The following is a 25501-nucleotide window of genomic DNA, read 5'->3' on the forward strand; positions in this document are numbered from 1 at the left end:
AGCACCGTAGACATCACAAAGTAACTCTTAATTACGAACTACGAATTACTATGCGCTAACAGCCGTACTTTGATACACTTTTTCGGCTACTTTGGCTAAAAGTTGCATCGCCTTGGCAATCTCTTCATTACTACCTGTGAGGCTAATACGTAAACATTGCTGTTTGTGTGGCCATTCTTCTTGTAAACCGGGGAAGAATGTACTACCAGGAACGATAATTACACCGACTTTTTTGAGTTCTTGATAAAATTCCCAATCGGTAATCGGTAAATCTTTTAACCACAACCAAGCAAAAATAGCCCCCTCGCCACGATGCAAGAACCAAGGTAAATCCTTGGACATGGAGGTATTTAAGGTATCTTCCAAAACGGTAAATTTGTTTTGGTAAAAGGGACGAATGACGCTTTCAGAAATTTGTGCCAGACTACCAGATTCAATAGCACGAGCTGCGATCGCCTGTCCATAGCGCGACGGATGAATACACAAGTTTGTCTGGAAGCATTCCAAAACGTGTATCCATTTTTCATCCCCAATGGCAATGCCGATGCGTTCCCCTGGTAATCCAGCTTTAGATAAACTCATACAGTGGATGATGTTGTCGCCAAAAACTGGCTGCATCTCTGTAAAGTTTAATGCTGGGAATGGTGGTGCATAAGCGGAGTCAATCAACACAGGTACATCATAAGAGGCGGCTAAAGCAGCAATTTTCTTCACCTCATCTTCTGTCATGACGTTGCCTGTAGGATTACAGGGACGAGAAAAGATAATACAACCGGTGTTTTCTGTCACCGATAATTGGCTGAAATCAGGGCGATATTTAAACTGGTGGTTGGGTGCGTCTATATCGAGAGTAGGCTTGTAAGCTAGTAAAGCTTCAGGAAACAAACATACACCACCGTAACCCGTATAGTCTGGACTTAGAGGTAAAACTATTTGCTTGAGTTGCCCATCGCTAGTGTAGCCACCGAAAGAATTAGCTGCGTAGAAGTAGAGGCTTTGACTACCGGGGGTGAGTAAAATATTGCGCTCAGTTAAGTTTAAACCGTAGCGTTTGTTAAAGTCATTAGCGATCGCTTCAACTAATGGTGCATAGCCTTGACTAGAACCATAACGACAAACCACTTCTCCATATTCTGAACTAGCTAATAATTCTACTGTGTAGTCCCGCCACAACTGTTCTACCTCTGGTAAAATCAACGGGTTGCCTGCACTCAAATTAATTAATTCCTGCCCTCGACTAGCTTTTAACGTTTCATTAATGTCCTTCATGATCGCTCGTACACCTGTAAGGTTGGACATTTGAGAGCCAATTTTTGTTAGGGCAGGGTTCATACGCTTTACAAAATTAATAGATAACTGAGGGGATAAAAATTCAATCAGGCAGATATAGCGGTTTGCAGTTGAGTCTAATACAGACCTAACCCCCAACCCCTTCCCTTGTAGGGAAGGGGAGTAAGACTCAAAGCCTCTCTCCTTGTAGGAGAGAGGTTTGGAGAGAGGTTAGAGTGTATTGCATACAAACAAGAAGTGCTATGGATTATGATTTTCCTAGTTTACCGCCTGTAACTAATGTACCAATCTCTCCGCAAAATGCAATTTCATAGTTAATTCACATATAGACTATGAAAAATCTTGCTACCACCCTAAGATATAAATTCAGATCATCAAAAATTGCTTCAACTTACCCGTGTTTCCCTTTAGGATAATGGCTAGTATCGGATTTTTTTGAATTTTTAGGAGGGTAGACTCGTGGAAGTTAAAGCAGCAGTGGCTTATAGCGCGGGTCAGCCTTTAACTATTGAAACTGTACAACTTGAAGGGCCGCAAGCCGGGGAAGTTTTAGTTGAAATTAAAGCCAGTGGCGTTTGTCACACCGATGCTTATACCCTGTCTGGGATTGATCCTGAAGGTTTATTTCCCGCCATTTTAGGACATGAAGGGGCTGGAGTAGTGGTAGAAGTGGGTGCTGGTGTGACTAGTGTCAAGCCAGGAGATCATGTGATTCCCCTTTACACTCCAGAATGTCGCCAATGTCCATATTGTCTCAGCTTTAAAACCAACCTCTGCCAAGCAATTCGCCTGACTCAATCTCGTGGTGTCATGCCCAGTGGTACTAGTCGCTTTAGTATTGATGGACAAATAATTCATCACTACATGGGTACTTCTACCTTTGCTAACTATACGGTGCTGCCAGAAATCGCCGTAGCTAAAATTCGCGAAGATGCCCCTTTTGACAAGGTTTGTTACATCGGTTGTGGAGTAACAACAGGTATTGGCGCAGTTATTTATACAGCCAAGGTAGAACCAGGGGCTAATGTAGTAGTCTTTGGCTTGGGAGGTATTGGCTTAAATGTCATCCAAGGGGCGCGGATGGTGGGGGCGAATATGATTGTCGGGGTAGATATTAACCCCAGCAAGCGAGCTTTAGCAGAAAAATTTGGGATGACGCATTTTGTCAACCCCCAAGAAGTGGAGGGGGATTTAGTTAGTTATTTAGTTGATTTAACTAAAGGTGGTGCTGATTACAGCTTTGAGTGTATTGGTAACGTCAAAGTCATGCGTCAAGCCTTAGAATGCTGTCACAAAGGTTGGGGCGTGAGTGTAGTTATTGGTGTGGCTGGTGCGGGTGAAGAAATTAGTACCCGTCCGTTTCAACTGGTGACTGGGCGCGTGTGGAAAGGTTCAGCCTTCGGTGGTGCAAGAGGGCGTACAGATGTGCCGAAAATCGTTGATTGGTATATGGATGGCAAGATAAATATTGACGATTTAATTACTCACGTTATGCCCATTGAGCAAATTAATGATGCCTTTGATTTAATGCACAAAGGGGAGTCAATTCGCAGTGTGGTGACATTTTAGTTTACTCAATTGCTTAATCGCGTTTGAATACTCCAAATAAAGGTGAAAGGATCATGCCAAATACAAAACCACCAATATGCGCCCAATAAGCTACTCCTCCTGTTTCAACACTCATATTCGCAGAAGCCCCTAAACTAGCCAATCCAGAGATCACATTTTGAATAAAGAAAACTCCAATCAATATCATTGCCGGAATACTGATTGTAGTGACGAAGAAACCTAAGAAAATTAAGGTAGTTACTCTAGCCTGGGGAAAGCGGATCAAATATGCACCTAATACCCCCGAAATTGCACCACTAGCCCCCAAAGAAGGGATAGTAGAGTACATACCAATAAACCACTGACACGCAGCAGCTAAAGCACCACACGCCAAATAAAAAATTAGGTATTTCAGATGACCCAAACGGTCTTCAATATTATTACCAAATACCCAAAGAAAGACCATATTGGAAATTAAGTGCCACCAACCACCGTGTAAAAATTGGGAAGTAAATAAAGTCGTCCACTCAACAGCTAAATTAGTGGTTAGCTGTTGAGGTACTACTGCATATTGATCAAAAAATAAATTCAACTGGGCATTAGACAAACTCACTTCATGAAGAAACACTAAAACGTTCATCCCAATTAAACCGTAAGTAAAATACGGGGTGATTCGCGTCGGGTTGTCGTCGTAGAGGGGAAACACAGGTGTTTTTCCTAATAGTTGATAATTGCAATATAACTTGAATTAAGAGTCTATGTATGACCACACTATCAAAACCATCAATTCCAGAAAAACATTTATGTAATTAATCACACAAAAATCGAGATATGACTATGTTTGCATTGCGATCGCTACAAAAGAATAAAATTTTCATTATCAAAAACAGACTTCCAGATCAAAAATATTCCCACTGTAGGGTGCGTCAGTATAAATAATTGCTTGTGTAGTTAGGTTTGAGCGCACTGACGCACCCTACTAAGCTATCGAGAGACTGACATAAGCCTCAACCAAATCATGTGTCTGCGGTTCATTTCTCCTTCAAAACCCTCGGATATTAACTAAACTTGCCCAATAACCGATACAATCGTTTGGAAAGAATATAGTTATATTTAAGCGATTTATATGGTAATAACTAACTTGCAAGTGGCGATCGCTCTCACTGAACTAGACTTAGATGATGAGGATTTGCAAGCAGAAGTACAAAACTTGCTCCCCCAACTAAAAGAAGTGGACGGGGTAGAAGATGCAGATTTAGTCCCTGTCGAAAATGCACCCCCGAACACCAAAGCGTTAGGCGGCTTTTTGTTGGGGTTGTTGAAAGCAGAAGTTAAACCCGCTAATATCAAAAATCTGTTTACATTTTTGGGAGATAGGTTTGGCAACAAACCCATTAAGCTGGTAGTCAAAGCCCCCGATGGTAGAGAACTCAACCTAGAAGCCGCCAGTCGCGAAGAATTTGAGTTTGCTTATCAAAAAGCCCAGGAATTTCTCAACAACACATCAAACAACACAACAAACAGCTAAAATGGCGAGGATAGCACTACTAATCGGCATTAGTGAATATGAGCCGGGATTAGCACCGCTACCCAACGCTGTCAACGATGTGGAGGCAATGCGGCGAGTTTTGCTAAATCCCGACATGGGCTGTTTTGCACAGGAATATGTCACTGTGCTGAAAAATCCTCCACAGCAGGAAATGGCAAGGGCAATTTATCATTTGTATGATAATCGTCAGAAAGATGATTTGGTGCTTTTCTACTTTTCTGGTCATGGTGTGACAGTAGAAAATGGGGAATTTTACTTTTCGACTCGCCAAACTGAAAAACAAAACAATAAATTGCTCCCATTCACCGCCGTAGCTGGAAAAGATGTCCATGAACAGATGAACAAGAGCAAATCTAAGCGACAAGTAGTAATTTTAGATTGCTGCTTTAGTGGTGCTTTTGCTAAGGGGTTGACAGCTAAAGATAGTGGAACAATTAACCTAGAACAACACTTAGGCGGTGAGGGTAGAGTAATTCTCACGGCTTCTACTTCTACACAATATGCGTTTAACTCCGATGATTTAGACTTATCGATTTACACCCATTATCTAGTAGAAGGAATTGAGAAAGGTGCAGCCGACAAAGACGGTGATGGTTTGATTGCGGTGGATGAATTGCATGATTATGTCAAAAGCAAATTGCAAGAAGCAGCTCCCGCCATGACACCTGAGTTTTATCCTGCGAAAGAGGGTTATCGGCTTGTGTTGGCGAAATCAGCCAAGGATGATCCTCAGATCAAGTATCGGAAGGAAGTAGAACGCCGCATCAATCGCGGTAATTTTTCCATTCCAGCCCGTCGCCTATTAAACTCATTACGCAATCAGTTAAAGCTTGATCCTAATGTTGCTAATACTATTGAAGCGGAAGTTCAGAAACCGTATCAGGAGTATCAGCGCAAATTAGAAGACTATGAAGCAATGCTAGCTGAAACAATTGCAGTTGAGCCAAACTTGAGTGAAAGAACCGTCAATGAAATCAGAGACTATCAACAACATTTAGGTTTAAGAGACGAAGATGTTGCACTCATAGAAAAAAGAGTTATTGGTCAACAAAAACCGTCTGCACCCGACAAACAACCACCTGAACCAAATCAGTTTGAGTTTGAGATAGTGAAGGCAGACGCTCAAGGACAAATTATCAACCGCAGTCGGGGACGTGCGGAGTTTTTTACAGAAGACTTGGGTAATGGCGTAGTTTTAGAGATGGTGTCCATTCCTGGCGGTCAATTTCTCATGGGTTCGCCAGAGGGTGAATTGGAACGAATGGACGATGAAAGTCCACAGCACACCGTTAACATTCAACCCTTTTTCATGGGGAAATTTCCTGTCACCCAAGGGCAATGGGCAGTCGTCGCCGCTTTTGATAAAGTTAATATTGATTTAAATCCCGACCCATCCAATTTTAAAGGTGCTAATCGTCCTGTAGAGTGTGTTTCTTGGGATGATACGGTTGAATTTTGTGCCAGGTTATCAAAGAAGACTGGAAAAATCTATCGCTTACCCAGTGAAGCAGAATGGGAATATGCTTGTCGCGCCGGAACGACTACACCGTTTTACTTTGGTGAAACAATTACCACAGATTTAGCAAATTACCGAGGAACAGACTGGGATTATCAGGGAACAGTGTATCCAGGTAATTATGGTCAAGGTTCAAAGGGTGAATTTCGCCAGCAAACAACAGAAGTCGGAAAATTTCCTGCCAACCTCTTTGGATTATTTGATATGTGTGGTAATATATGGGAATGGTGTCAGGATAAGTGGCACGAAAATTATAATAATGCACCAACCAAGGGAAGAGCTTGGTTACTTAATAAAGATAATCAAAATCGCCTGCTGCGCGGTGGTTCATGGTACAATAATCCTAGGGATTGCCGTTCGGCGTATCGCTCCTCTTCCCCGCGTGACATCAGGGGCAGCTCCCTGGGTTTTCGGGTTGTGGTTGTGCGGGGCAGGGACTCTTAGCACTTTACACTCTTACCTTTGCGCTTTTTCCTCTACCCTTTTTACTTCGCACTTGGCGCAATCAAATTTTTTTTGCGATTTTAGGATGAGTGATTTACCTATAACTTAATTTCTGGCAGTTTCTTAGAACTATAGTAGTACGCCACCACGCAAATAATTAGGTCATAGATCCCCGACTTTTTAAAAAAGTCGGGGATCTGAACACATACAACTTGTCAAAATAAATTGGGTGGAGTGATCGCTTAGGCGTAAGTAGTGCGTTAAATGTTAGGTTGGGTTAAGCGCAGCGCAACCCAACATTGATCTCGGAAACTTAATCTAGATGTTGGTGTTGGGTTTCCTTGCGTCAACCCAACTTACAGTTGAATTGCAACATTTTAGGCTTGATTACTTCACAGTAACTACAGAAGTTACTGTTTGTTTTTGTGTCGTAGTGACAAAGCTATCTGTAGGCTGATCGCTACGATTTTTCATATGAGATAATATCAACTCATCTCGTTGATGCCAAACAGCAAATATTTGCTCTCTGCCATCATTAAAAGTATTTAGGTCAATTTGATAAAAATCATCGCTGCGTTTTAATTTCAAGCCTAACAAATTCAACAAGCGACTGAGGATTTTTATCCCTGTAGAGTTATTTCTACTTCTGTTAAAGTCAATACCCAAGACTCTTTTAATATGCTTACTATGTTGAAATACAATATCTTTCAACCAGATTAGATTAGGATCATCTTCTATAAATTTTTGTTCTGGCTCAAGAAACTGTAACATCCCCAAGGCTCTCATTACCTCAATTTTTATGGTATAGGTTTTTAAATCTGGGAGGAAAACTTTACCTCCACCCAAAAATAATTGTTGATGCCATTCTTGCTGATCTCTAATGTGAAAATACTCACTTTCATGGGTGAGATAATAGTGAATTAATAATTGGGAATAATACCCTTGATCATCTCGCAATTTCAGCAGTGGCGTGACTGGTATTCCGTATCTTAGCTTGAGATGATATTTTTGAATTTGATGGCGTTCTATATCTGTAAGGGAATGTTGGGCAGATAATTGATCATGTTCGACATAATCAATATCTTTAGCGTTGGCAACATTCAGAGCGGCTGCTAATTGATTTTTTTGTTTAATCTGCCTAATTTGGCGTTTAATTTCCTTACCTTTTTGACGCTTATCTGTCCACTCTTTTTGGACTTTAACAATTTCTAAAACTAATCTTCTCCGAGTTGCTAAATCCTGCGAGTCAGTTGCTAAAAATGCTAATCGTAAATCTCTCACAATATTATTGTGAATAGCATTACTCCTCACTCTGATTTGATGCCCATCATTAGTTAATCCCTCTTGCATAGATTGACGATACAGACGGATAGAAGCATTTACTCTAGCTGATAATTTAGCCCAAGTACGCAAATGTACAGGGTCATAAACTAAAGGTAAATCTACATCTATTTTATGCAAGGGACTAAGCAAGGCGAGATTTTCTTTTTGATTTTCCTGATACCAGTTAGACAATAAACGATAATTGGTACTACCACTACCAATCAAGCCAATTCCGCGTTTAGCACACCAAACAATTCTAGGAATATCATCGCGGACTCTGGCTAATGCTTGTCGTGCTTCTGAATCAGGAATTACTCCTTGAAAGATGCCATATACTTTATCAAAATGTTGGACATCAATACTAATACCTGTACCCAAACTAGGAGTTACAAATACAGTTTCGTATTCCGTGATTTTTTGATTAATTGCTGGGACAAAATCAACAGCCGCATGGCCTGGGGTGTTTGTTGTCTGACTATTAACTACTAAAGTTTTGGGAAATTCGTATCGCAGTTTTTCTAAACGTTCTTTTAGGTAACGTTCGATTGTTTCACAACTATAACGTCCAGAACGACTATCAGTAGTTACATAGCATTTCCGTCCCGCTAGTAAATCTAACTCTAACTGTTGAATTAGAGGTATGGGATTAGGCGAATCATAAAATTTTACATCCCAACCCCGTTGGGGTTTCCATTTATTTACTAATACCCAAGGCGCAATTTTACATCCTGACAAACTTTGCAAATACTCTAAAGATACATCTGATAAATCCGCATCTTGAGCAATTATTAAGCCCCCAGTGGATAAAACAGTAGAAATTAATTGCTGGAATAATTTTAAGATTATGACGCGCTTATTTTTACATGTGCTGCTATTGAGGAGATGCCATAAAGATTGCTCTACCTCATCTAAAATGATAATTCCTCCCCGCCAATCATCTGGGTTCAGTTTCCAAATTGAATCAATACATAAACCGACGGATTGAATATTATTTAATGATGTATGAGTTGGGGTCAAATAATCGCTATTATTTGTGAGTTTTTCAGGATTATTCAAACCCCATTGAATACCAATTTTCTCACATAAAAATCTTCCTAATTGAATGCGGTGTGTGATTAATAATACAGGCTGATTCTTAGTTTTCGCTTGTTTGACAACAGTTTGTAGCCCTGTGGTTTTACCTGTACCTTTGGCTGATTTGACTCCTACTAATCCAGAGGTAGGGAAAGCGATTTCACCTAAGTAGGGACGGTTGACACTCAAGTTAGCAGGAATAGTTAAATCGGTATGGGGCTTAATTTCAGCCAGATAAATTTCTAAATCAACACTATGGCGATAAACTTTTTCAAAAGCGATCGCACCTTTGGCTATGATCAAATCGTCCACACCTTTCTCTAATCCTGGCAGTGCAATGACTTTTACAGGACATTTCTGTTCTTGAAACAAACAACCAATTTGGGTAATCGCATTGCTGACAGCAGCCACTTTTTGGTGTTGAGTTTCAAAATCAAAACAGATGTAAACAGTTCGTTGCATCTGGGCAAATACAGCTAAATCAGGGATTAATTGGCGGTTGATAACTTTCCCAAATTTATCTTTGACAACCCGATAACCACTAGTAATTCCCGGAACGGCAATGGCTGCATAGCCTTGTGTCAAGAGGGTGGCAGCTTTTTTCGCCCCTTCACAGATAATGATAGGTATTTGATTTTCTATTACCCATTGCCAAAAACCTACAGCTTCTCCTTGTTCGTTGATGCTGATTAGCTTAGGCGCAGCAATGTTGTAACGCTGGGAAACTTGCTGCCAGATATCCAGTGTTACCCGCAGACAAAATATTCTTGTGGGGGTGCTGGGGGGATGTTCGTATTTGATTGACTTGCCATTTTGATTGGTGCGCGGTTGGTTGGGCTTAAAGCAACCCCATTCCATTGGTTGCCAATGATTGAGAGGATCGAGGCCAGAACACCACCAACCGCCAGCCGTAGCATGACTGTAGCGTTGTAACCAGCCACTTGTGACCATTCCTGTGTTCGTGCGGGGTAGATGTTCGGAAATTAATAGATATTCATAGGCTGCTGCGCCTTGAAGAGACTTAAAGTTAAGTTGGGTTAAGTCTAAATTGATACCACTACGCTTGACTAATTCTTCAAGATGTTGTGGGTGTAAGTCTGGCAGATACATGGGGCAACCGAGAACGGAATGAGGATGGATTTAAAACTTAGCACGCCTTTACTGTTTTTTTTCTGGCAAAAATTCTCAGTATTATATGCTATTTTTATTACTTCGTTGCCCGAAATACATCGGTAACTAACACACTGAGTCATTTTGTGAGAATGTGCGGCTGAAGTAATAAGCCTGTATTGTATATTTATTGACTACTAATTTTTATTTTTCAGTATATTTTTTATTCTGCTTGAAGTAGCATACACTTCTGAGCTTTGTCAATCAAACTTTGTCAAGATTTTTGGATGAGCGATCGCCTATCACAATACACACTCTTCAGATACAATAAAATCTACAAATATACTGAGATAAATCAGGAAATTAAAACTAATTCATAGTATGGAATTATTTAAGTTTAAGTATTTGCTAATAAAGCAAAGTTATATATCTTACTAAAAAATAGCAAAACTCTAAGGCGGCAAAAGGTATAATGTCCCATGATTTTGCTAACACCCAAATATGAAAAATTTCCGAAAACGTCGGTTATTCAAGGGACTCAAAATAGGTATAGTTGTACTGATATTGCTGGGGTTATTGTTAGTATCATTTTTAGGCTACACTATACGGCGTTCTTTTCCTGTAGAAAATGGAGCGATCGCTATTTCTGGCATTAAAGCAGAAGTTACAGTCCAACGGGATCAATGGGGTGTACCTCATATCTATGCTGCCAACTCCCACGACTTATTTATGGCGCAGGGTTATATCCACGCCCAAGATAGATTTTGGCAAATGGATTTTTGGCGACATATTGGTTCTGGTAGATTAGCAGAAATGTTTGGAGCTTCGCAATTAGATACTGATAAATATCTGCGAACCCTGGGATGGGCAAGGGTGGCGCAGCAAGAACTCCAGCAAATGGATGCAGAAATGAAGGCTAATTTGGTAGCCTATGCTGATGGTGTGAATGCTTATCTGCAAGAACATCAAGGTACTGCGTTGAGTCTCGAATATGGCGTACTAAAATTACTCAATCCTGGCTATCAAGTCGCACCTTGGAAACCTCTGCATTCCCTGACTTGGGGTAAGGTGATGGCTTACGATTTGGGTAGAAATTTTCAAAGCGAAATTGAACGTACTGTTTTACTAAAAACCCTCACGCCTAATCAGGTGGAGGAACTTTTTCCGGCCTACCCGCAAGATTTGCCTGTGATTTTATCGGAGTGGGAAGTAGGGCAAAAACGCAAAGGGGCGCGGAGGTTGGCGCAAAGGGGCGCGGAGGTTTTATCTGTGGGAGAAATTGCGCCAAGTTTAGAATCAATTACTCAACCAATGTTGGCGTTAGAAAAACTTATTGGTGCTACAGGAGTGGGTATTGGTTCAAATAACTGGGTGATTTCTGGTAAGCGCACAGCTACAGGTAAACCAATTTTGGCGAATGATCCTCATTTGGCGGTACAAATGCCTTCGATTTGGTATGAGGTGGGTTTGCACTGCACTACTAAAAATGCTGAATGTCCTTACAATGTGACTGGTTTTTCCTTTGCGGGAATGTTGGGGGTAATTGTCGGACATAGCGATCGCATTGCGTGGGGTGTGACTAATGTACAATCCGATGTGATGGACTTATATATTGAGAAAATCAACCCCAAGAATCCTAATCAATATGAAGTGAATGGTAAATGGGTAGATATGCAGCTTGTACCAGAAACTATTCAAGTTGCAGGGAGTCAGCCTATTTTACAGACAGTTCGCTACACTAGACATGGGCCGATTCTTTCTGATGTTTCACCCAACTTGCAAGAGTTTAAGCAAGCAATAAAATTACCACAAAACTATGCTGTAGCTTTGCGCTGGGCGGCTTTAGAACCAACAAGACTTGTTTATTCAATTCCCCAAATTAATCGCGCTCAAAATTGGCAAGAGTTCCGCGCGGCTGCTAGTGACTTTGATGTGCCAGCACAGAATTTAGTTTATGCAGATATAGAGGGGAATATCGGTTATCAAATGCCTGGTAAATTCCCGATTCGGGCTAAGGGAAATGGGCGTTACCCTGTTCCTGGTTGGACTGATGAATATGAATGGCAAGGTTATATTGATTTTGAAAAATTACCTTATAGTTTCAATCCACCTCAAGGTTATATAGCTACGGCAAATAATTTAGTTGCGAGTGAATATCCTTATTTAATTACTACAGATTGGGTTTATGGATATAGAGCCAAGCGTATTGTCGAGATGATTAGCCAAAAAAATCAGCCGATTTCTTTGGCAGATGTGCAGAAAATCCAAGGTGATAATCTAAATTTGAATGCTCAGAATCTTGTGCCATTTTTGCAAAATCTTACTTTTGACACTCCCAGATTAAAATCTGCTCAAAAACTTCTACAAGATTGGAATTTACAGCTAGGTATGACATCGCCTGTGGCGGCTCTATTTGAAGTATTTTGGCAGCATTTGTTAGCAGATACCTTTCATGATCAACTACCTTCCAAATACTTTCCTGATGGGGGCGATCGCTGGTATGCTGTCTTACAAAATATCATCCAACAACCTAATAGTAATTGGTGGGATAATGCCAAAACCACCCAAGTAGAAAACCGCGATCAAATTTTGCAACAAGCTTTTAGAGAAACTGTAGACGAACTAGAACGTATTCAAGGTAAAAATCCTCAATCTTGGAACTGGGGTAAATTACATACCGTTACTTTTCGTAACGCCACCTTGGGAAAATCTGGTGTTACAGCCATTGAAGCTTTATTTAATCGCGGTGCTTTTAGCACATCTGGGAATGGGGAGACTATTAATGCTAACCGTTGGCGAGCAAATAAATCCTTTGAAGTAACTGATATTCCTTCACTACGCATGATTATAGATTTAAGCAATCTAAATAATTCGCTAGCTATTCATACGCCCGGACAGTCAGGTCATGCTTTCCACAGACACTATGCTGATATGATTGACCCTTGGCGCAAGCTGGAGTATCACCCGATGCTTTGGGAGCAAAAAACAGTTGCTGCTAAGGCTGCGGCGAAGTTGAAGTTAACAGTAAAATTCAGCAATTAATTTTAGTAAGTAAAGTTTTTTATAGTCTACGGAAAAGCTACATCCGAGTATGTATACCTAATTTAACTTTTTTCTATTTCAGTGTAATTGCATACACTTGTGAAAAAGAATGAAGTATAAAGTAACAGGGCTAAAAAAGCCAGAAGCAAAAATAGACTTGACTTGTATTTTTGTAAACTACTTGTTTCATATGCCCATTTTTACTGAAACATAGATGGAGATATTACAACATATGTCACTGACGCTGAAACGAACTGCTAGATTTTCTTTAATAGCTGCGATCGCATTATTATTTGCAGGTTGCGGTGAAAGTAAAGTTGCCCAATGTAACAAAGTTATCAAAGTAGCTAATCAAGCAGCCACACTAAGTCAGCAATTCGGCAAAGATCCCAAATCTGCCAAAGGTTCTCAAGCTTTAACTGAACTTGCTAGTAAGATAGATGGAATCAGTACCGAAATGAAAGGTATAGAAGTCAAAGATGAAAAAATCAAAGGTTTTCAGCAACGGTTTCTCACTCTCTATCAAGATATTAGTAAAGGTTTAAATGATGCAGCCGGAGCTATAGATAAAAAGAATATTCGAGATACAAATGGCTTCTTAGCAGGCTTGCAAAAGAGTAGTGCTGAAGAAGGTACAATTGTCAAAGAAATTAATAGCTACTGCTCTAGCAAATAAAAATTTTATTTGTGAAAATGCGAGACTTTATAACCCCAATTTCTTTAATAAATCGGGGTTATTTACTATAACATTAATTCAATTCGAGTATGTTTTAAGCTTGCACCCAAACAGATACTGAACCGCCTAGACAACGAAATTCACCCCAACCCCACGCATTGGTATATACAGCTTCTTTGATATGTTCAGTTAAGTCAATAAACTTAGTATTGGGTTTACCAACTTCCATCCACTTAGAACCTTCTGAACCATCACTCATAATCACAGCCATCCCTTCAGGATGATCTTCATCACCTAAGCGTGTCCAACCAATAGTATTCCAGTGGTCTAAATAGTTGTATTGTGGCCCGTAAGCATAATGTTTACGTGCATAAAGTAACTTATCAATAATCCAACGGTGGGACGGCATAAAAATATTGTAACGATTGCCATCTTTCCCCCAGTCTTCATACTCCGCACCATAGTAGTCAGCATGAAAGACACAAGGATAGCCTTCTTGTCGTAAAAAAATAATGGCGTAAGCTAAAGGTTTAAACCAAGGTTCAACGACAGATTCCAATGCTTGTAATGGCTGAGAATCGTGATTTTCGACAAATGTCACAGCATTGCTAGGACGTTGTTGCATCATTGTGCCATCCAAAATCCGGCGCATATCATAATTGCCTCCAGATTTGCTGGCTTGATGGAAGTTGTAATGTAGTGGTACGTCAAAAACTGACATCTTGCCAGCCACAGCATCAACATACCAAAGTAGAGTATTAATATCGTTATACCAATACTCTCCTACCATAAATAAATCTTTGCCAGCATGGCGTTCTAGTTCATCTATCCATTGGGGAAAGAACCAAGAAGAAATATGTTTAATAGCATCAATGCGGAAACCATCTACTTTTGTGGTGTCAAGATACCACTTACCCCAGTGGGTAATTTCTCCACGTACCCACTCATTTTGAAAATCGAGATCGCAACCCATCAAATAGGCAAAGTTACCATTTTCTAAGGCTACGTAGTCGTCGAATTTTTTACCTTCTAATAAATAAACTGTGCTGCGATCGCCACTGTTATATTCGTTATAATCAACAGCATCAAAATGCCACCAATGCCACTCAAAGTTAGAATATTTACCTTGCCGTCCAGGGAAATTATAATGAGTGTATGTCTTAATCTCTTGTAACCCACCTTTAGGATTCAGGCGATCGTCTTGAGGAAAAGGCGTTGCTTTTGGTGTTTCTATTCCGTCACCACCCATCTTATGATTTAGTACCGCATCAGCATAAACTTGCAACCCATGCGTTTGCAGAGATTTAACTGCATTAAGATACTGCTGACGTGTACCGTATTTCGTCCGCACTGAGCCTTTTTGCTCAAACTCACCTAAATCAAATAAGTCGTAAACACCATATCCCACATCAAACGACCCAGCAAAGCCCTTGTAGGCTGGTGGTAGCCACATGGCTGTGAAACCTGCATCTGCTAATTCTGGTGCTGAAGCCTCAACTTTACTCCACAAGTTCCCATCATTAGGGATGTACCAGTGGAAATATTGCATCATTGTGCCATTAATCTGTGCCATGTCTCATTGTGCCTGTAAATATCACCTTTGACGAGAGATACAGTCTAGATTGGTGGCAATTCGGAATTTTGCAGGCGATTTAGACGGAACAACCTGGAAGAAATGCTTAAGAAAATGAGGAGCAAGGTATATAGGACTTACGCAATCGGCATATTTTTTATGTAGGGTGTGTGACGCTGCGAAAGTATTTAAACTTAGTCATGATACTTATAGCGTCACGCACCAAGAATCGATTGTGACACTTGCTTAAGTCCTGGTATAGAGAACAGAGGACAAACGTATATTTGTCACCCTTTTTTTATTTTTTCAGGCAGCGATGTTATTACAATAGTATTACTCCAACACAGAGGCTATTTTTCTATGCAAATACAAAAAGTTCGCAAGGTTGGTAACTCTTTGGGGATTACCCTTCCTAAAGAGATTCTGCAAAAGCTGAGAGTCAAGGAAGGAGATAGTTTATTTATTACAGAAACACCTGATGGTGTTCATGTAACTACTTACGATCCAGACTTTGAAAAAGCAATGGCAGCTTATAGAAAAGTAAGCACGAAATACAGGAACGCATTACGTGACTTGGCAAAGTAATATTTTTTGGTTGAATGAAAAAATATTACTGGCTATTCATGATGACCAGTTAGCTATAAATGGTGGAAGCACTGGTATTAGGGATCATAATTTGCTTCTAGCCAGTTTAGATAGACCAAAAAATCTTTTGGCTTACGGAGAGCCAACGCCTAATATTTTTGATTTAGCTGCTGCTTATGCTTTTGGATTCACAAATAACCATGCGTTTATAGATGGTAATAAACGAGTGGGTTTTGTTGCAGCAGCTATTTTTCTGGAACTAAATGGATACTCATTAGAAGTTCCTGAAGTAGAAGTTGTTTTGATGTTTGAAAGACTAGCCGATAAAAAAGAAACACAAGAATCAATAGCGATTTGGTTGAAAAATAATTCTTTGGAAAATGATGCTTAGTAAGGGTGTAGGGGAGCAGAGGGAGGGAGCAGAGGAATTTGACTTCAAATGCTTCATGTCCTAATTTCACCCTAAAATCTGTTGGAGTGTATTAGTGAAGTTGGGATAAGAAATAGCGGCTGCTTCGGCGCGGTGAATGGTGGTAATCCCACTAGCATTTAAAGCAGCGATCGCTAAACACATGGCAATGCGATGATCTGTATTACTATCCACATCTGTCCCTACTAAGGGAGTCCCACCAATAATTTCCACCCCATCGGGTAATTCGGTGATTTTTGCGCCATCACCGTAATGCGATCGCTTTCTTTCACTCTCAACTCTTCTGCATCCCAAATCACAGTAGTTCCTTGGGCAAACACCGCCGCCACAGCCAAAATAGGGATTTCATCAATCATGCGCGGTACTATATCCCCAGCAATAGTACAACTGCGTAAGTTGTCTAAGTTTAAGCGTAACGGCTGGTCATGGCTAACAAGTCATGGGTAATAATTACCAGCCAATGCCCAATTACCCAATTTCAAGACCATATCTTCTTAATTAGCAACTTAGTTTAATATAGATTTATTTTTTAGCTATTGTTAATTAACTCGTCTGTGGGATACTCAATTAATATTATGATTGAAATTATTAGTTTCATTTATTCACAAAAGTATAACTTTTCACATAGGTTACTTATAGATTCCGTCATTGTAGGGTTAGTTTTTTAGATTTATATCAAACTTGTTTTTATGTTTGTTGATATAGCTTACTAAACAAGCATATCTAGTGAATCTTCAGTTAATATTAAGCAGGTTTTATTATGCTTCTCTCTTTATTCACTTAACCCCATCAACTCAACTTTCTGGTATTAATTTCATCTCATTCAATAGCTTTTAGCCTTCAACGCTCCCATGCTCACACATCACCGCAAGCCCGTGTGCTTATCACTTATTTCCACTGACCTGCCATTCTGGTCTGTAGTGGAAACTGCTGGAACACTATATCAAAAAGACACTGATAGATTCCACTTACTACTGACTGCACCACCCCTAATCACCTGTGAACTAGCAATTCCTGAGACAACAGAAGATACACTTCTCCCACGTAAAAGCAAAGCTTATACTCCCACTAGTCCCAGGGTTTTGTGGCTGGAAATCTCTCCCTATCGAATCATCATGACCATGCAAGGTAACGAACAGGTGAGTTACCGTCACTTTTGGGAACAGGGTGTTTATGGTGTAAGTCGCTATTGGTTGCCAACGGAGTCCATACAACCCAATCATCCCATTCGCTTACGCAACTTTACCAATAATTTGACTCTTAGTGGTAAGCCACTACCAGAACATCTACGCGTGGAATACGAATTGTGGGCAGAAAACGTCCAATTAGGACAATACATTCTCAATCTGGAAATTCAGCACTAATCATTAAATGTAGAGACGTTGCATTGGAACGTCTCTACATGATTAACCGAAATAACTGGGTTCATTCCCCGGCTTCCATTTAATATTGCAACCAATACTAGGCTTTTGTTCAGTGGTTATGGGTTTACCAGCCAAAACTGTATCAATGGCAGCACGTAAATCTGTACCTGTGACTGGTTTACCATTACTAGGACGGCTATCATCTAACTGACCTCGGTAAACAAGTTTGCGATCGCCATCAAAAACGAAAAAATCAGGCGTACAAGCTGCTGTATAAGCCTTAGCAGTCGCCTGGGTTTCATCGTAGCATAACGGAAATTGCCATCCCTGTTCTAGAGCTAGTGCTTTGAGAGATTCAGGTGCATCATCTGGATACTTTGCGGCATCGTTCGAGCTAATAGCTGCGATCGCTAAATCACTCGTGCGATAATCTTCTCCTAACTTGGTTAATTCGTTTTGAATATGCTTCACAAATGGACAATGCCGACAAATAAACATTACCAACAGCACTTTTTTGTCGGCAAAGGTAGCCAAAGAAATAGTCTCGCCAGATACTACTTCTGGTAGATGAAAATCTGGTGCTTTCGTGCCTAATGGCAGCATGGTTGAAGCAGTTAAAACCATAAGCTGTGAGAGATTAAAGGTTATGGGTAACAGTAGAGAAATTTTCTGTTTTCTCTTCCTTTGATCACTGTCAAAATAACACGAAATCGCCCCATACATTTAGAGACGGGAAATTTCCCGTCTCTGATTTTGTTAAATTGATTTTTACAAAACTTTAAATATTCTTTTGCTTTTACAGATTCGTGAAAAGACCAAAAATACCATGCCCTGTAAATACTTCTAAGGCAATCAGAGAGATAAAACCGATCATGGCTAGACGACCGTTGAGTAATTCTGCATAGGGAGTGAAGCCAGTGCGATCGCCTTGCTCATCTACATAAACCTTTGGCTCAATCGCGAAGTTGTTCATCAGACCTTGGTCGTCAATGATGGCATTGTTTGTACGCATTTTATTTTCCCCAGTTGCTGCTTATGTAACAAACTGTAACAAATATATGAATATTTGTAAAGTCTTTTCATCTGCCGAAAGGGATATGATCATGAATCGGGTTGTCAACCACCCTTCCAGAACACATACAAATCAACGTCCCAAAAGCCAATGGATCGATTCCGAGTAGAAGTTATTGCCAAAACACCAAACCCCCAGCAGGTGATTTATGCCGCCATGCACCAAGACTATACTGATGGGTTCGTGTTTGACGAGCGCGACTCCTGGCCTTCGGAGTTGCAGTGTGGCGAAACTATTGTGAAGCGACTCTTAGCCGGCGAGAGAGGACACTACGGGCCGCTAGAGCATCCCCAGATTGTTTTCAACTGTGGCTATTTTCCCCACAGCGTTATGCAGCAAGCTCGTACTCATAGAGTATCCGTATCATTCGATGTGCAATCTTTTAGATATACGGGTAAACAATTTATTGATGTAGTAGAAGGAAAAAAAGACATAGAAGAGGTTTTTTACCTACGTCCTGTTGGTTATTACACAGATAGGCAAGGCAAAAAATACTACTATTCTCCTGAACAACGAACCAGAGATTTAGAGTGGTGTTGGGAAGCAGCTAAACGATATAAAGCTGATTTTGAAGGTGGGATGTCTGAAGAACACGCCAGAGGGAAAGTCCCCTTTGATTATCGGCAACATTTTGTAGTGAGCTTTAATCTGCGGTCATTCTTGCATTTTTGTGACTTAAGAAATAAGAAAGATGCTCAACTAGAAATTCAAAAATTATGCGAACTGATGTGGCCTCACTTTGAACAGTGGACTCCGGCGATCGCGCAATGGTATGAAAAGTCTCGCTTAGGTAAGGGAAGATTAGCACCTTAAACACTGACTGTAAGACGCTACGGTACTCTCTCCCTTGAGAAAATAAGCTAGTGTGTGTTTTCTCCGGTTGCCGTAAATAATTGATAGTTAGACTTTAGCTAGTGTCACAATTTCTAACTGATCTTGATATTTACCCTGTCGTGCTTCGTAACTGATAGCACAGGGTTCACCTTCTAGGAAAAGTAATTGCACCACGCCTTCATTAGCGTAGATACGACAATCAGCACTAGAAGAATTTGAAAACTCTAGAGTTAAATGACCACGCCATGCAGCTTCCGCAGGAGTTAAGTTTGCTATTATACCACAACGTGCATAAGTTGATTTACCTATACAAATTACTGTAATATTATTCGGAACTTCCAACTTTTCTAGAGCCACACCCAGACCATAACTATGAGCTGGCAAAATAAAGTAACTACCATTGTGATCTGTATGTAGTTGTGTCGGTTCTAAATTCTGAGGATTAAAGTATTTGGGATCAACTACAGTTCCAGGAATGTGGCGAAAAATGCGGAACTCAGCCGATGAAAGTCTGATGTCATAGCCATAGGAAGATAAACCATAGCTAATGACAGGATAAAGCTCAGAAGATGCATCTTTTTGTACTTTTCGGATTAAACTTGGCTCAAAAGGGGAAATCATTCCTTTTTGAGCCATTTCAGTAATCCAGATATCGTTCTTAATCACAAGTTCACAGGTAATACAAACCGAATTACTAGGATATCGTGAACTGTGTCTTTTGTTGAGATTTTTAATTCTTCCGTCTAAACGGACTTAGTTTGTGTAGTAGCGAATTATATGTGCTTTTCAAACATCCTCTTAGGGGTGGTGACTGCGACGAATCTCGGTGATTTGGTCTGCCACATCTAAAATAGATTGCGGCATTTCTGTTCCAGTGAAAATGATATCTATATGGGAAGGGCGTTTTGCGAGAAAAGCTAAAACCTCGGTTTCGGGAATTAAACCAAAGTTAATCGCCAAACTTAACTCATCTAGAACTACCAGAGAATACTTTCCCTCGTTTACTACTTGCTGTGTGTGCTGCCATAACCTTTGTAAAGATTGGTGTTCTGCCTCATCTAACTGTGGCGTATCGATGCAACGAGGTAAATCGCAGCGCAGCCAATCTAGATTTTGTCCCAACTGAATGGGACGGTCTTGTCCTTGATTTATCCCACCTTTGAGAAACTGTACTATCAGCACTGGTGTACCTTGACCAGCAATTCTGAGTGCTTCCCCCATAATGCTGGTAAAAAAGTTACGGTGAGTGCTAGTGAAAACTTGTACTAGACCTTCAATTGGATGCGGTAGGCTAAGAGTCGAATTGGCACTGGGTGTTTCTAACTGGGCAACCATAGGATAAATTTCAAAAAATTACAATAAATTCACTAGATTTTGCAGTGATTTCTTTTAGAAACTCACCTGTATAATCAATTTGTTTTTGCTCAGTTCTATGGATCTATCAATCTGCTCTATAAGTCAAACACTAGGTTTGCGCTGAAGTCAAGAGATGAATGAGGAATTGGAGACTGGGGACTAGGAAAAATTCTGGCTTATCTCCTCTAAACTTGTAACTCTTGGGCTATATGTTAGATTTCCTACGAGGTTGGGCAAAACAAACTTATTATGTGGTAAATGTTACTGCTTGAGGAGTGAATAGTTGTGAAATTAGTGATTCTAGGAGGTTCAGGATCGGGGAAAAGCAGCCAAGCACAACGATTGGGTAGACACTTGGAAGTTCCTGATATTTCTACTGGTGATATTTTGCGGGAGGCAATCTCTGGCAATCAGACCTTAGAAAGCGTCTATACTAATCTCCGTGAACTTGGTCGCTATGCACAGCCTTATATGTCTAAGGGCGAACTAGTCCCCGATGAAATGATTATTGAATTAATTCGGTTGCGGCTAAAAAAGCACGATGTCAGTAGTGGCTGGATTTTAGAAGGTTATCCCCGGACTGCTTTTCAAGCGGAAGAGTTAGATTTTTTGCTAGATGAGTTGGGGCAAAAATTAGATTGGGCAATTTATTTACAAGTGCCGGAAGCAGTTATGGTGAGTCGTTCTCTAGGTCGTTCTTTACCAGATGATCAACCTGAAATTGTCCAGCGTCGAGTAGAAATTTTCTATGACCGCACTGTTCCCATTTTAGAGTATTATGACCGTCGCCGTCGCCTGTTAACGATTAATGGCGACCAGTCGCCGGAATTGGTGCTGCAAAATATTCTGACCTTGCTAGAAGTCCCTTAACAAAGTCTTTAGTTATCCTAAAATTTTTCTTTGGGGCTACTGCATATTTCTCAATAAATCTTATACTCTAAGTTCAGTCTTATTACTTTATTTTTAGATGGAGATGCCGACCCTACGATACAGAATCAGTATGAGTTGCGATACTAAAGTAACTTTAAGGCATAATTTCACCATAAAAATTTTGAGGCAGCTCTGATGGTTTGGCAGCGTCCCGATGGTCGAAAACCCTATGAACTCCGTCCTGTAACGTTTCAATCTGAATTTACTCGTTTTGCTCCTGGTTCTGTACTGACAGTATGTGGTGATACTAAGGTACTCTGTACTGTCAGCGTGGCGGAAGGAGTTCCCAAGTTTTTGTTAGGAAGTGGCAAGGGTTGGTTAACTGCTGAGTACCGTATGCTACCGTCAGCGACGCAGCAACGCTATGAAAGAGAATTGTTGAAATTGTCTGGTAGGACACAAGAAATTCAACGGTTAATTGGACGTAGTTTGAGGGCTGCAATAGATTTTGAGGCTTTGGGAGAACGGACTTTAACAGTAGATGCGGATGTGTTGCAAGCCGATGCAGGCACAAGAACAGCAGCGATTACGGGTGGTTTTGTCGCCTTAGCTCACGCTATTTCTCAATTATTACAGCGAGGAGTATTAGAGCGATCGCCTTTATGTGGACAAGTAGCAGCTGTCTCCGTTGGTTTATTAGAACAAGAGCCATATTTAGATTTGAACTATATAGAAGATGTCGCTGCAACAGTAGATTTTAACGTAGTGATGAATCACAACTTGGGCATCATCGAAGCCCAAGGCACAGCAGAAGAAGGCAGCTTTAACCGCACCCAATTAAATCAGCTATTAGATTACGCCGAAAAAGGTATTCAACAATTATTAATTGCTCAACGAGAGGCAATTCCCGGCTGGGAGACTTTGAGGAATTAAACATTTGATGTATTTAGCTCATCAACTCAGGAATCCTGAGTCATTTTGTTGTGTATTAGTCTAAAGGCCCATACCAATAAACAGACTCGTGAATTTCGATTAAATTGAGATGTCAAAGACTTGAAGGCTAGAATACACTGAACTTGTGTACATCTAACTACACAATGTTACCGAAATTCGACAAGAATGCCCCCGCTACAACGCACAAGCGGTTGCTTCAGCCGAAGCGATAACTTGTACTCACTACTCACCACTCATTACTCATTACTCATTACTCATTACTCATTACTCATTACTCATTACTCATTACTCAGCACTCACCACTCACTACTAACTATGTCTAGGATGGCACTATGCCAATTTCTACCTTAATCTGGCTACTAGCAGGAGCAGCTCTGTGTTTAACGGAACTGTTTTTACCGTCGGCTTTTGTCGCCTTCATGATGGGTATTAGTGCCTTAATTGTGGCGTTACTATCCCAATTCGGATTGGCTTTGTGGATGCAAGTTACAGCTTGGCTGATGCTTTCTACCTTATTGATTGTGCTTTCTCGGCGGTTTTTGCAACCGCGACGGCGCAAATCAAAAATCCAGGATGCAATCATAGCAGAGACTTTAACAGAAATTCCAGCAGGTAAAACAGGGCGGGTACTATACGAAGGTAATTCTTGGCGGGCGTTATGCGACGATGAACAACTTAATGTTGCAGCTCATCAAAGGGTATATGTAGTGAGAAGGGAAGGAACTACATTAATTGTGATGCCAGAAAATCTGTTGCGTAGTTAGTAGTCATTAGTTAAAATTCAACGTCAAATATTCAGGAGCATAAATAAATGTTAGAAAACTTTTTTTTACTTATCTTTTTAGCACTTGGTGGTTCTGCTGTAGCAGGGTCTGTTAAAGTTATTAATCAAGGTAATGAGTCTCTAGTAGAAAGATTAGGTAGCTATAACAAAAAACTTGAACCTGGGCTAAATTTTGTGATTCCTTTTTTAGATAAAATTGTCTATCACGAAACTATTCGAGAAAAGGTTTTAGATATTCCACCCCAAAAATGTATCACCCGTGACAACGTAGGTATTGAAGTGGATGCGGTGATTTATTGGCGGATTGTCGATATGGAAAAAGCCTGGTACAAGGTAGAAAATCTCCATTCAGCAATGACCAATTTGGTACTGACTCAAATTCGCTCGGAAATGGGGCAACTGGAATTAGACCAAACTTTTACTGCCCGTTCCCAAATTAATGAACTTTTGTTAAGAGATTTGGATATTGCTACTGATCCTTGGGGTGTGAAGGTGACGCGGGTAGAACTGCGAGACATTATCCCTTCCCAGGCGGTAACGGAATCGATGGAACTGCAAATGTCAGCAGAACGCCGCAGACGAGCAGCAATTTTAAATTCTGAAGGTGAACGGGAAGCGGCTGTTAATAGTGCTAGAGGTAAAGCTGAAGCCCAAATCTTAGATGCAGAAGCTAGGCAAAAATCTGTAATTTTACAAGCGGAAGCAGAACAAAAAGCGATCGTTTTGAAAGCACAGGCGGAACGTCAGCAACAAGTTCTCAAAGCTCAGGCGATCGCAGAATCCGCAGAAATTATAGCTCAAAAAATCAACTCCAATGCTACTGCTCGCCCAGCATTAGAAGTCTTGCTGGCTTTAGGCTATCTGGATATGGGTTCTACCATCGGTAAGAGCGATAGTAGCAAGGTAATGTTTATGGATCCCCGTACTATTCCCGCTACTTTAGAAGGTATCCGCTCGATTGTTTCAGACATTCAAAATGATTCAATAGTTAATGGACATTAGTCAGTAGTTAACAAATCAGTGAACAGTTAACAGTCTTAATAGGATTTAATAAGTGTTCACTGTTAACTTTTCTGGATGCAATTATCAATACGATTTCACGCCGCTTCCGCTTTCATTCCGCCAAAACTTCACCTTTAAGCCATCACGAGGACGAGAGAAAGGTAAAACAGTCCGTGCCAGATTTTGGTTAGGTAGGAGTTCCCATTGATATTTACGCACTATCAGAGCAGCAAATATCTTTATTTCCAGTCTGGCAAATTCTTTGCCTAGACATTCTCTAATCCCGCCACCGAATGGAATGTGACTGAAGACTTTTTGTTTATCCTCAGCCCGCTCTGGTGAGAAGCGATCAGGATCAAATTGTGCTGAATTCTTGTAAATCTGTCTATCTTGATGGGTTTCAGGAATTTGATAATACACATCCCAACCCTGCGGAATTTTATATCCACCGAACTCAGAAGATTCCACAACTTTACGTGAACCACTGCGAACGACAGGCGGAATAAGCCTTAAAACCTCTTTTAGCACTTGTTCCAAATAGGTCATTTGCTTCAAAGTTTCTTGGGTTAAGGTTGTGGGGTTGCCCAAACGTAGTTGTTCTGCACGAAGCATCTCTAGCACCTCTGGATGTTGAGCTAGAAGCTGACACAGAGAACTCAGTGCTGACGTTAGCGTTTCATGTCCCGCCACTAGCATTCCTAAAACGTTATCTTTTATGTCTATTCGGCTGAGTGCATTGCCTTCCTCGTCTTTTGCAGCCAATAAAATACTTAAAATATCCTGTTTAATCGTTGGATTTTGCTGGCGTTGGTCGATCAGTTTGTCAAACTGGGTGAGTAGTTGTTCTCTTGCTCGAACCGCCCGCTCAAACTTACTACCAGGAAAACGTACCGGAATCGATAACAGCCCATCACTCCAAATTTCATAGACTTTTTCTAACTGTTCATCCGCCGCCGTGCTAACTCCGACTAACAATCGACAAGCAATGTCGAGTGTGTATCTTTTTAACTCGTCGTACCAAGTCAGTGTCCCTATTTGCGCCCACTTTTGTAAGTAATCAAACAAAATTAATTACACAAATTAATATACAATATAATTTAGGATT

The 25501-nt window shown here is 40.6% G+C and carries 22 protein-coding genes and 1 pseudogene; 13 read left to right on the top strand and 10 right to left on the bottom strand.

Annotation, left to right across the window (positions count from 1 at the left end; genetic code table 11):
* Positions 1-48: 48 nt before the first annotated feature.
* Positions 49-1332: a valine--pyruvate transaminase gene (locus tag ACM0OR_RS20670; protein WP_414578454.1), complete on the bottom strand. Its 1284-nt coding sequence runs from the start codon at positions 1330-1332 to the stop codon at positions 49-51.
* A 417-nt stretch (positions 1333-1749) separates the two neighbouring features.
* Between ACM0OR_RS20670 and ACM0OR_RS20675 the strand changes: the two genes are divergently transcribed.
* Positions 1750-2859, top strand: a complete 1110-nt coding sequence (locus ACM0OR_RS20675; RefSeq protein WP_414578455.1) for an S-(hydroxymethyl)glutathione dehydrogenase/class III alcohol dehydrogenase — start codon at positions 1750-1752, stop codon at positions 2857-2859.
* 13 nt (positions 2860-2872) lie between these two features.
* On the opposite strand, the gene ACM0OR_RS20680 is transcribed toward ACM0OR_RS20675, so the two are convergent.
* Positions 2873-3544 carry a rhomboid family intramembrane serine protease gene (locus tag ACM0OR_RS20680; protein WP_323264931.1) on the bottom strand — a complete coding sequence of 224 codons (672 nt, stop codon included), beginning with the start codon at positions 3542-3544 and terminating at the stop codon, positions 2873-2875.
* 420 nt (positions 3545-3964) lie between these two features.
* Here ACM0OR_RS20680 and ACM0OR_RS20685 point away from each other — a divergent pair, with 420 nt between their 5' ends.
* Together ACM0OR_RS20685 and ACM0OR_RS20690 are read left to right on the top strand one after the other, a co-directional pair.
* Positions 3965-4366, top strand: a complete 402-nt coding sequence (locus ACM0OR_RS20685; RefSeq protein ID WP_414578456.1) for a sugar ABC transporter permease — start codon at positions 3965-3967, stop codon at positions 4364-4366.
* Position 4367: 1 nt separating this feature from the next.
* Entirely contained in the window at positions 4368-6347 is a 1980-nt protein-coding gene (locus tag ACM0OR_RS20690; RefSeq protein WP_414578458.1) for a caspase, EACC1-associated type, read from the top strand.
* 387 nt (positions 6348-6734) lie between these two features.
* Here the strand turns inward: ACM0OR_RS20690 and ACM0OR_RS20695 are convergent, their stop codons facing one another.
* Positions 6735-9854 carry a plasmid replication protein, CyRepA1 family gene (locus tag ACM0OR_RS20695; protein WP_414578459.1) on the bottom strand — a complete coding sequence of 1040 codons (3120 nt, stop codon included), beginning with the start codon at positions 9852-9854 and terminating at the stop codon, positions 6735-6737.
* 501 nt (positions 9855-10355) lie between these two features.
* Between ACM0OR_RS20695 and ACM0OR_RS20700 the strand changes: the two genes are divergently transcribed.
* Complete coding sequence (locus ACM0OR_RS20700; protein ID WP_414578461.1) at positions 10356-12896, top strand: penicillin acylase family protein; 2541 nt, start codon at positions 10356-10358, stop codon at positions 12894-12896.
* Between the two features lie 214 nt (positions 12897-13110).
* Positions 13111-13572 (top strand): hypothetical protein, encoded by a 462-nt coding sequence (locus ACM0OR_RS20705; RefSeq protein ID WP_414578462.1) that lies wholly within the window; start codon positions 13111-13113, stop codon positions 13570-13572.
* Positions 13573-13666: 94 nt separating this feature from the next.
* On the opposite strand, the gene ACM0OR_RS20710 is transcribed toward ACM0OR_RS20705, so the two are convergent.
* Entirely contained in the window at positions 13667-15145 is a 1479-nt protein-coding gene (locus ACM0OR_RS20710; RefSeq protein WP_414578463.1) for an alpha-amylase, read from the bottom strand.
* Between the two features lie 360 nt (positions 15146-15505).
* On the opposite strand from ACM0OR_RS20710, the gene ACM0OR_RS20715 reads away from it, so the two are divergent.
* Positions 15506-15730: an AbrB/MazE/SpoVT family DNA-binding domain-containing protein gene (locus tag ACM0OR_RS20715; protein ID WP_414578465.1), complete on the top strand. Its 225-nt coding sequence runs from the start codon at positions 15506-15508 to the stop codon at positions 15728-15730.
* Complete coding sequence (locus ACM0OR_RS20720; protein WP_414578466.1) at positions 15714-16121, top strand: type II toxin-antitoxin system death-on-curing family toxin; 408 nt, start codon at positions 15714-15716, stop codon at positions 16119-16121. The genes ACM0OR_RS20715 and ACM0OR_RS20720 overlap by 17 nt, the downstream gene beginning before the upstream one ends.
* Positions 16122-16187: 66 nt before the next feature.
* On the opposite strand, the pseudogene ACM0OR_RS20725 reads toward ACM0OR_RS20720, so the two are convergent.
* Positions 16188-16555, bottom strand: a pseudogene (locus ACM0OR_RS20725) (3-phosphoshikimate 1-carboxyvinyltransferase); the annotation flags it as partial.
* Between the two features lie 456 nt (positions 16556-17011).
* Here ACM0OR_RS20725 and ACM0OR_RS20730 point away from each other — a divergent pair.
* Positions 17012-17524 carry a hypothetical protein gene (locus tag ACM0OR_RS20730; protein ID WP_190697456.1) on the top strand — a complete coding sequence of 171 codons (513 nt, stop codon included), beginning with the start codon at positions 17012-17014 and terminating at the stop codon, positions 17522-17524.
* A gap of 42 nt (positions 17525-17566) precedes the next feature.
* Here the strand turns inward: ACM0OR_RS20730 and ACM0OR_RS20735 are convergent, their stop codons facing one another.
* Together ACM0OR_RS20735 and ACM0OR_RS20740 are read right to left on the bottom strand one after the other, a co-directional pair.
* Positions 17567-18148 (bottom strand): thioredoxin family protein, encoded by a 582-nt coding sequence (locus ACM0OR_RS20735; RefSeq protein ID WP_323264940.1) that lies wholly within the window; start codon positions 18146-18148, stop codon positions 17567-17569.
* Positions 18149-18320: 172 nt separating this feature from the next.
* On the bottom strand, positions 18321-18536 hold the full coding sequence (locus ACM0OR_RS20740; protein WP_190697451.1) for a chlorophyll a/b-binding protein: 216 nt from the start codon (positions 18534-18536) through the stop codon (positions 18321-18323).
* A gap of 150 nt (positions 18537-18686) precedes the next feature.
* Between ACM0OR_RS20740 and thyX the strand changes: the two genes are divergently transcribed.
* On the top strand, positions 18687-19409 hold the full coding sequence (gene thyX, locus ACM0OR_RS20745; protein WP_414578469.1) for an FAD-dependent thymidylate synthase: 723 nt from the start codon (positions 18687-18689) through the stop codon (positions 19407-19409).
* Between the two features lie 87 nt (positions 19410-19496).
* Here the strand turns inward: thyX and dcd are convergent, their stop codons facing one another.
* Together dcd and ACM0OR_RS20755 are read right to left on the bottom strand one after the other, a co-directional pair.
* Positions 19497-20066, bottom strand: coding sequence for a dCTP deaminase (gene dcd / locus ACM0OR_RS20750; protein WP_199319217.1), 570 nt, complete (start codon positions 20064-20066; stop codon positions 19497-19499).
* Between the two features lie 162 nt (positions 20067-20228).
* On the bottom strand, positions 20229-20765 hold the full coding sequence (locus ACM0OR_RS20755) for a P-loop NTPase family protein (protein WP_190697441.1): 537 nt from the start codon (positions 20763-20765) through the stop codon (positions 20229-20231).
* A gap of 306 nt (positions 20766-21071) precedes the next feature.
* On the opposite strand from ACM0OR_RS20755, the gene ACM0OR_RS20760 reads away from it, so the two are divergent.
* The 4 genes from ACM0OR_RS20760 to ACM0OR_RS20775 all read left to right on the top strand — a co-directional run bounded on the left by ACM0OR_RS20760 (position 21072) and on the right by ACM0OR_RS20775 (position 24396).
* Positions 21072-21656 carry an adenylate kinase family protein gene (locus ACM0OR_RS20760; protein WP_190697438.1) on the top strand — a complete coding sequence of 195 codons (585 nt, stop codon included), beginning with the start codon at positions 21072-21074 and terminating at the stop codon, positions 21654-21656.
* A gap of 195 nt (positions 21657-21851) precedes the next feature.
* The gene (gene rph / locus ACM0OR_RS20765; protein ID WP_323264945.1) at positions 21852-22589 is read left to right on the top strand and encodes a ribonuclease PH; all 738 of its coding nucleotides are present in this window, start codon (positions 21852-21854) and stop codon (positions 22587-22589) included.
* Between the two features lie 353 nt (positions 22590-22942).
* The gene (locus ACM0OR_RS20770; protein WP_414578471.1) at positions 22943-23374 is read left to right on the top strand and encodes an NfeD family protein; all 432 of its coding nucleotides are present in this window, start codon (positions 22943-22945) and stop codon (positions 23372-23374) included.
* A 47-nt stretch (positions 23375-23421) separates the two neighbouring features.
* Complete coding sequence (locus ACM0OR_RS20775) at positions 23422-24396, top strand: SPFH domain-containing protein (protein ID WP_414578473.1); 975 nt, start codon at positions 23422-23424, stop codon at positions 24394-24396.
* An 84-nt stretch (positions 24397-24480) separates the two neighbouring features.
* Here ACM0OR_RS20775 and ACM0OR_RS20780 read toward each other — a convergent pair whose 3' ends face one another.
* On the bottom strand, positions 24481-25461 hold the full coding sequence (locus ACM0OR_RS20780; RefSeq protein ID WP_414578475.1) for a cytochrome P450: 981 nt from the start codon (positions 25459-25461) through the stop codon (positions 24481-24483).
* Between the last annotated feature and the right edge of the window lie 40 nt (positions 25462-25501).

The sequence above is a fragment of the Anabaena sp. CCY 9402-a genome, from assembly GCF_963920945.1.
In the GTDB taxonomy this organism is placed as follows: Bacteria; Cyanobacteriota; Cyanobacteriia; order Cyanobacteriales; family Nostocaceae; genus Trichormus; species Trichormus minutissimus.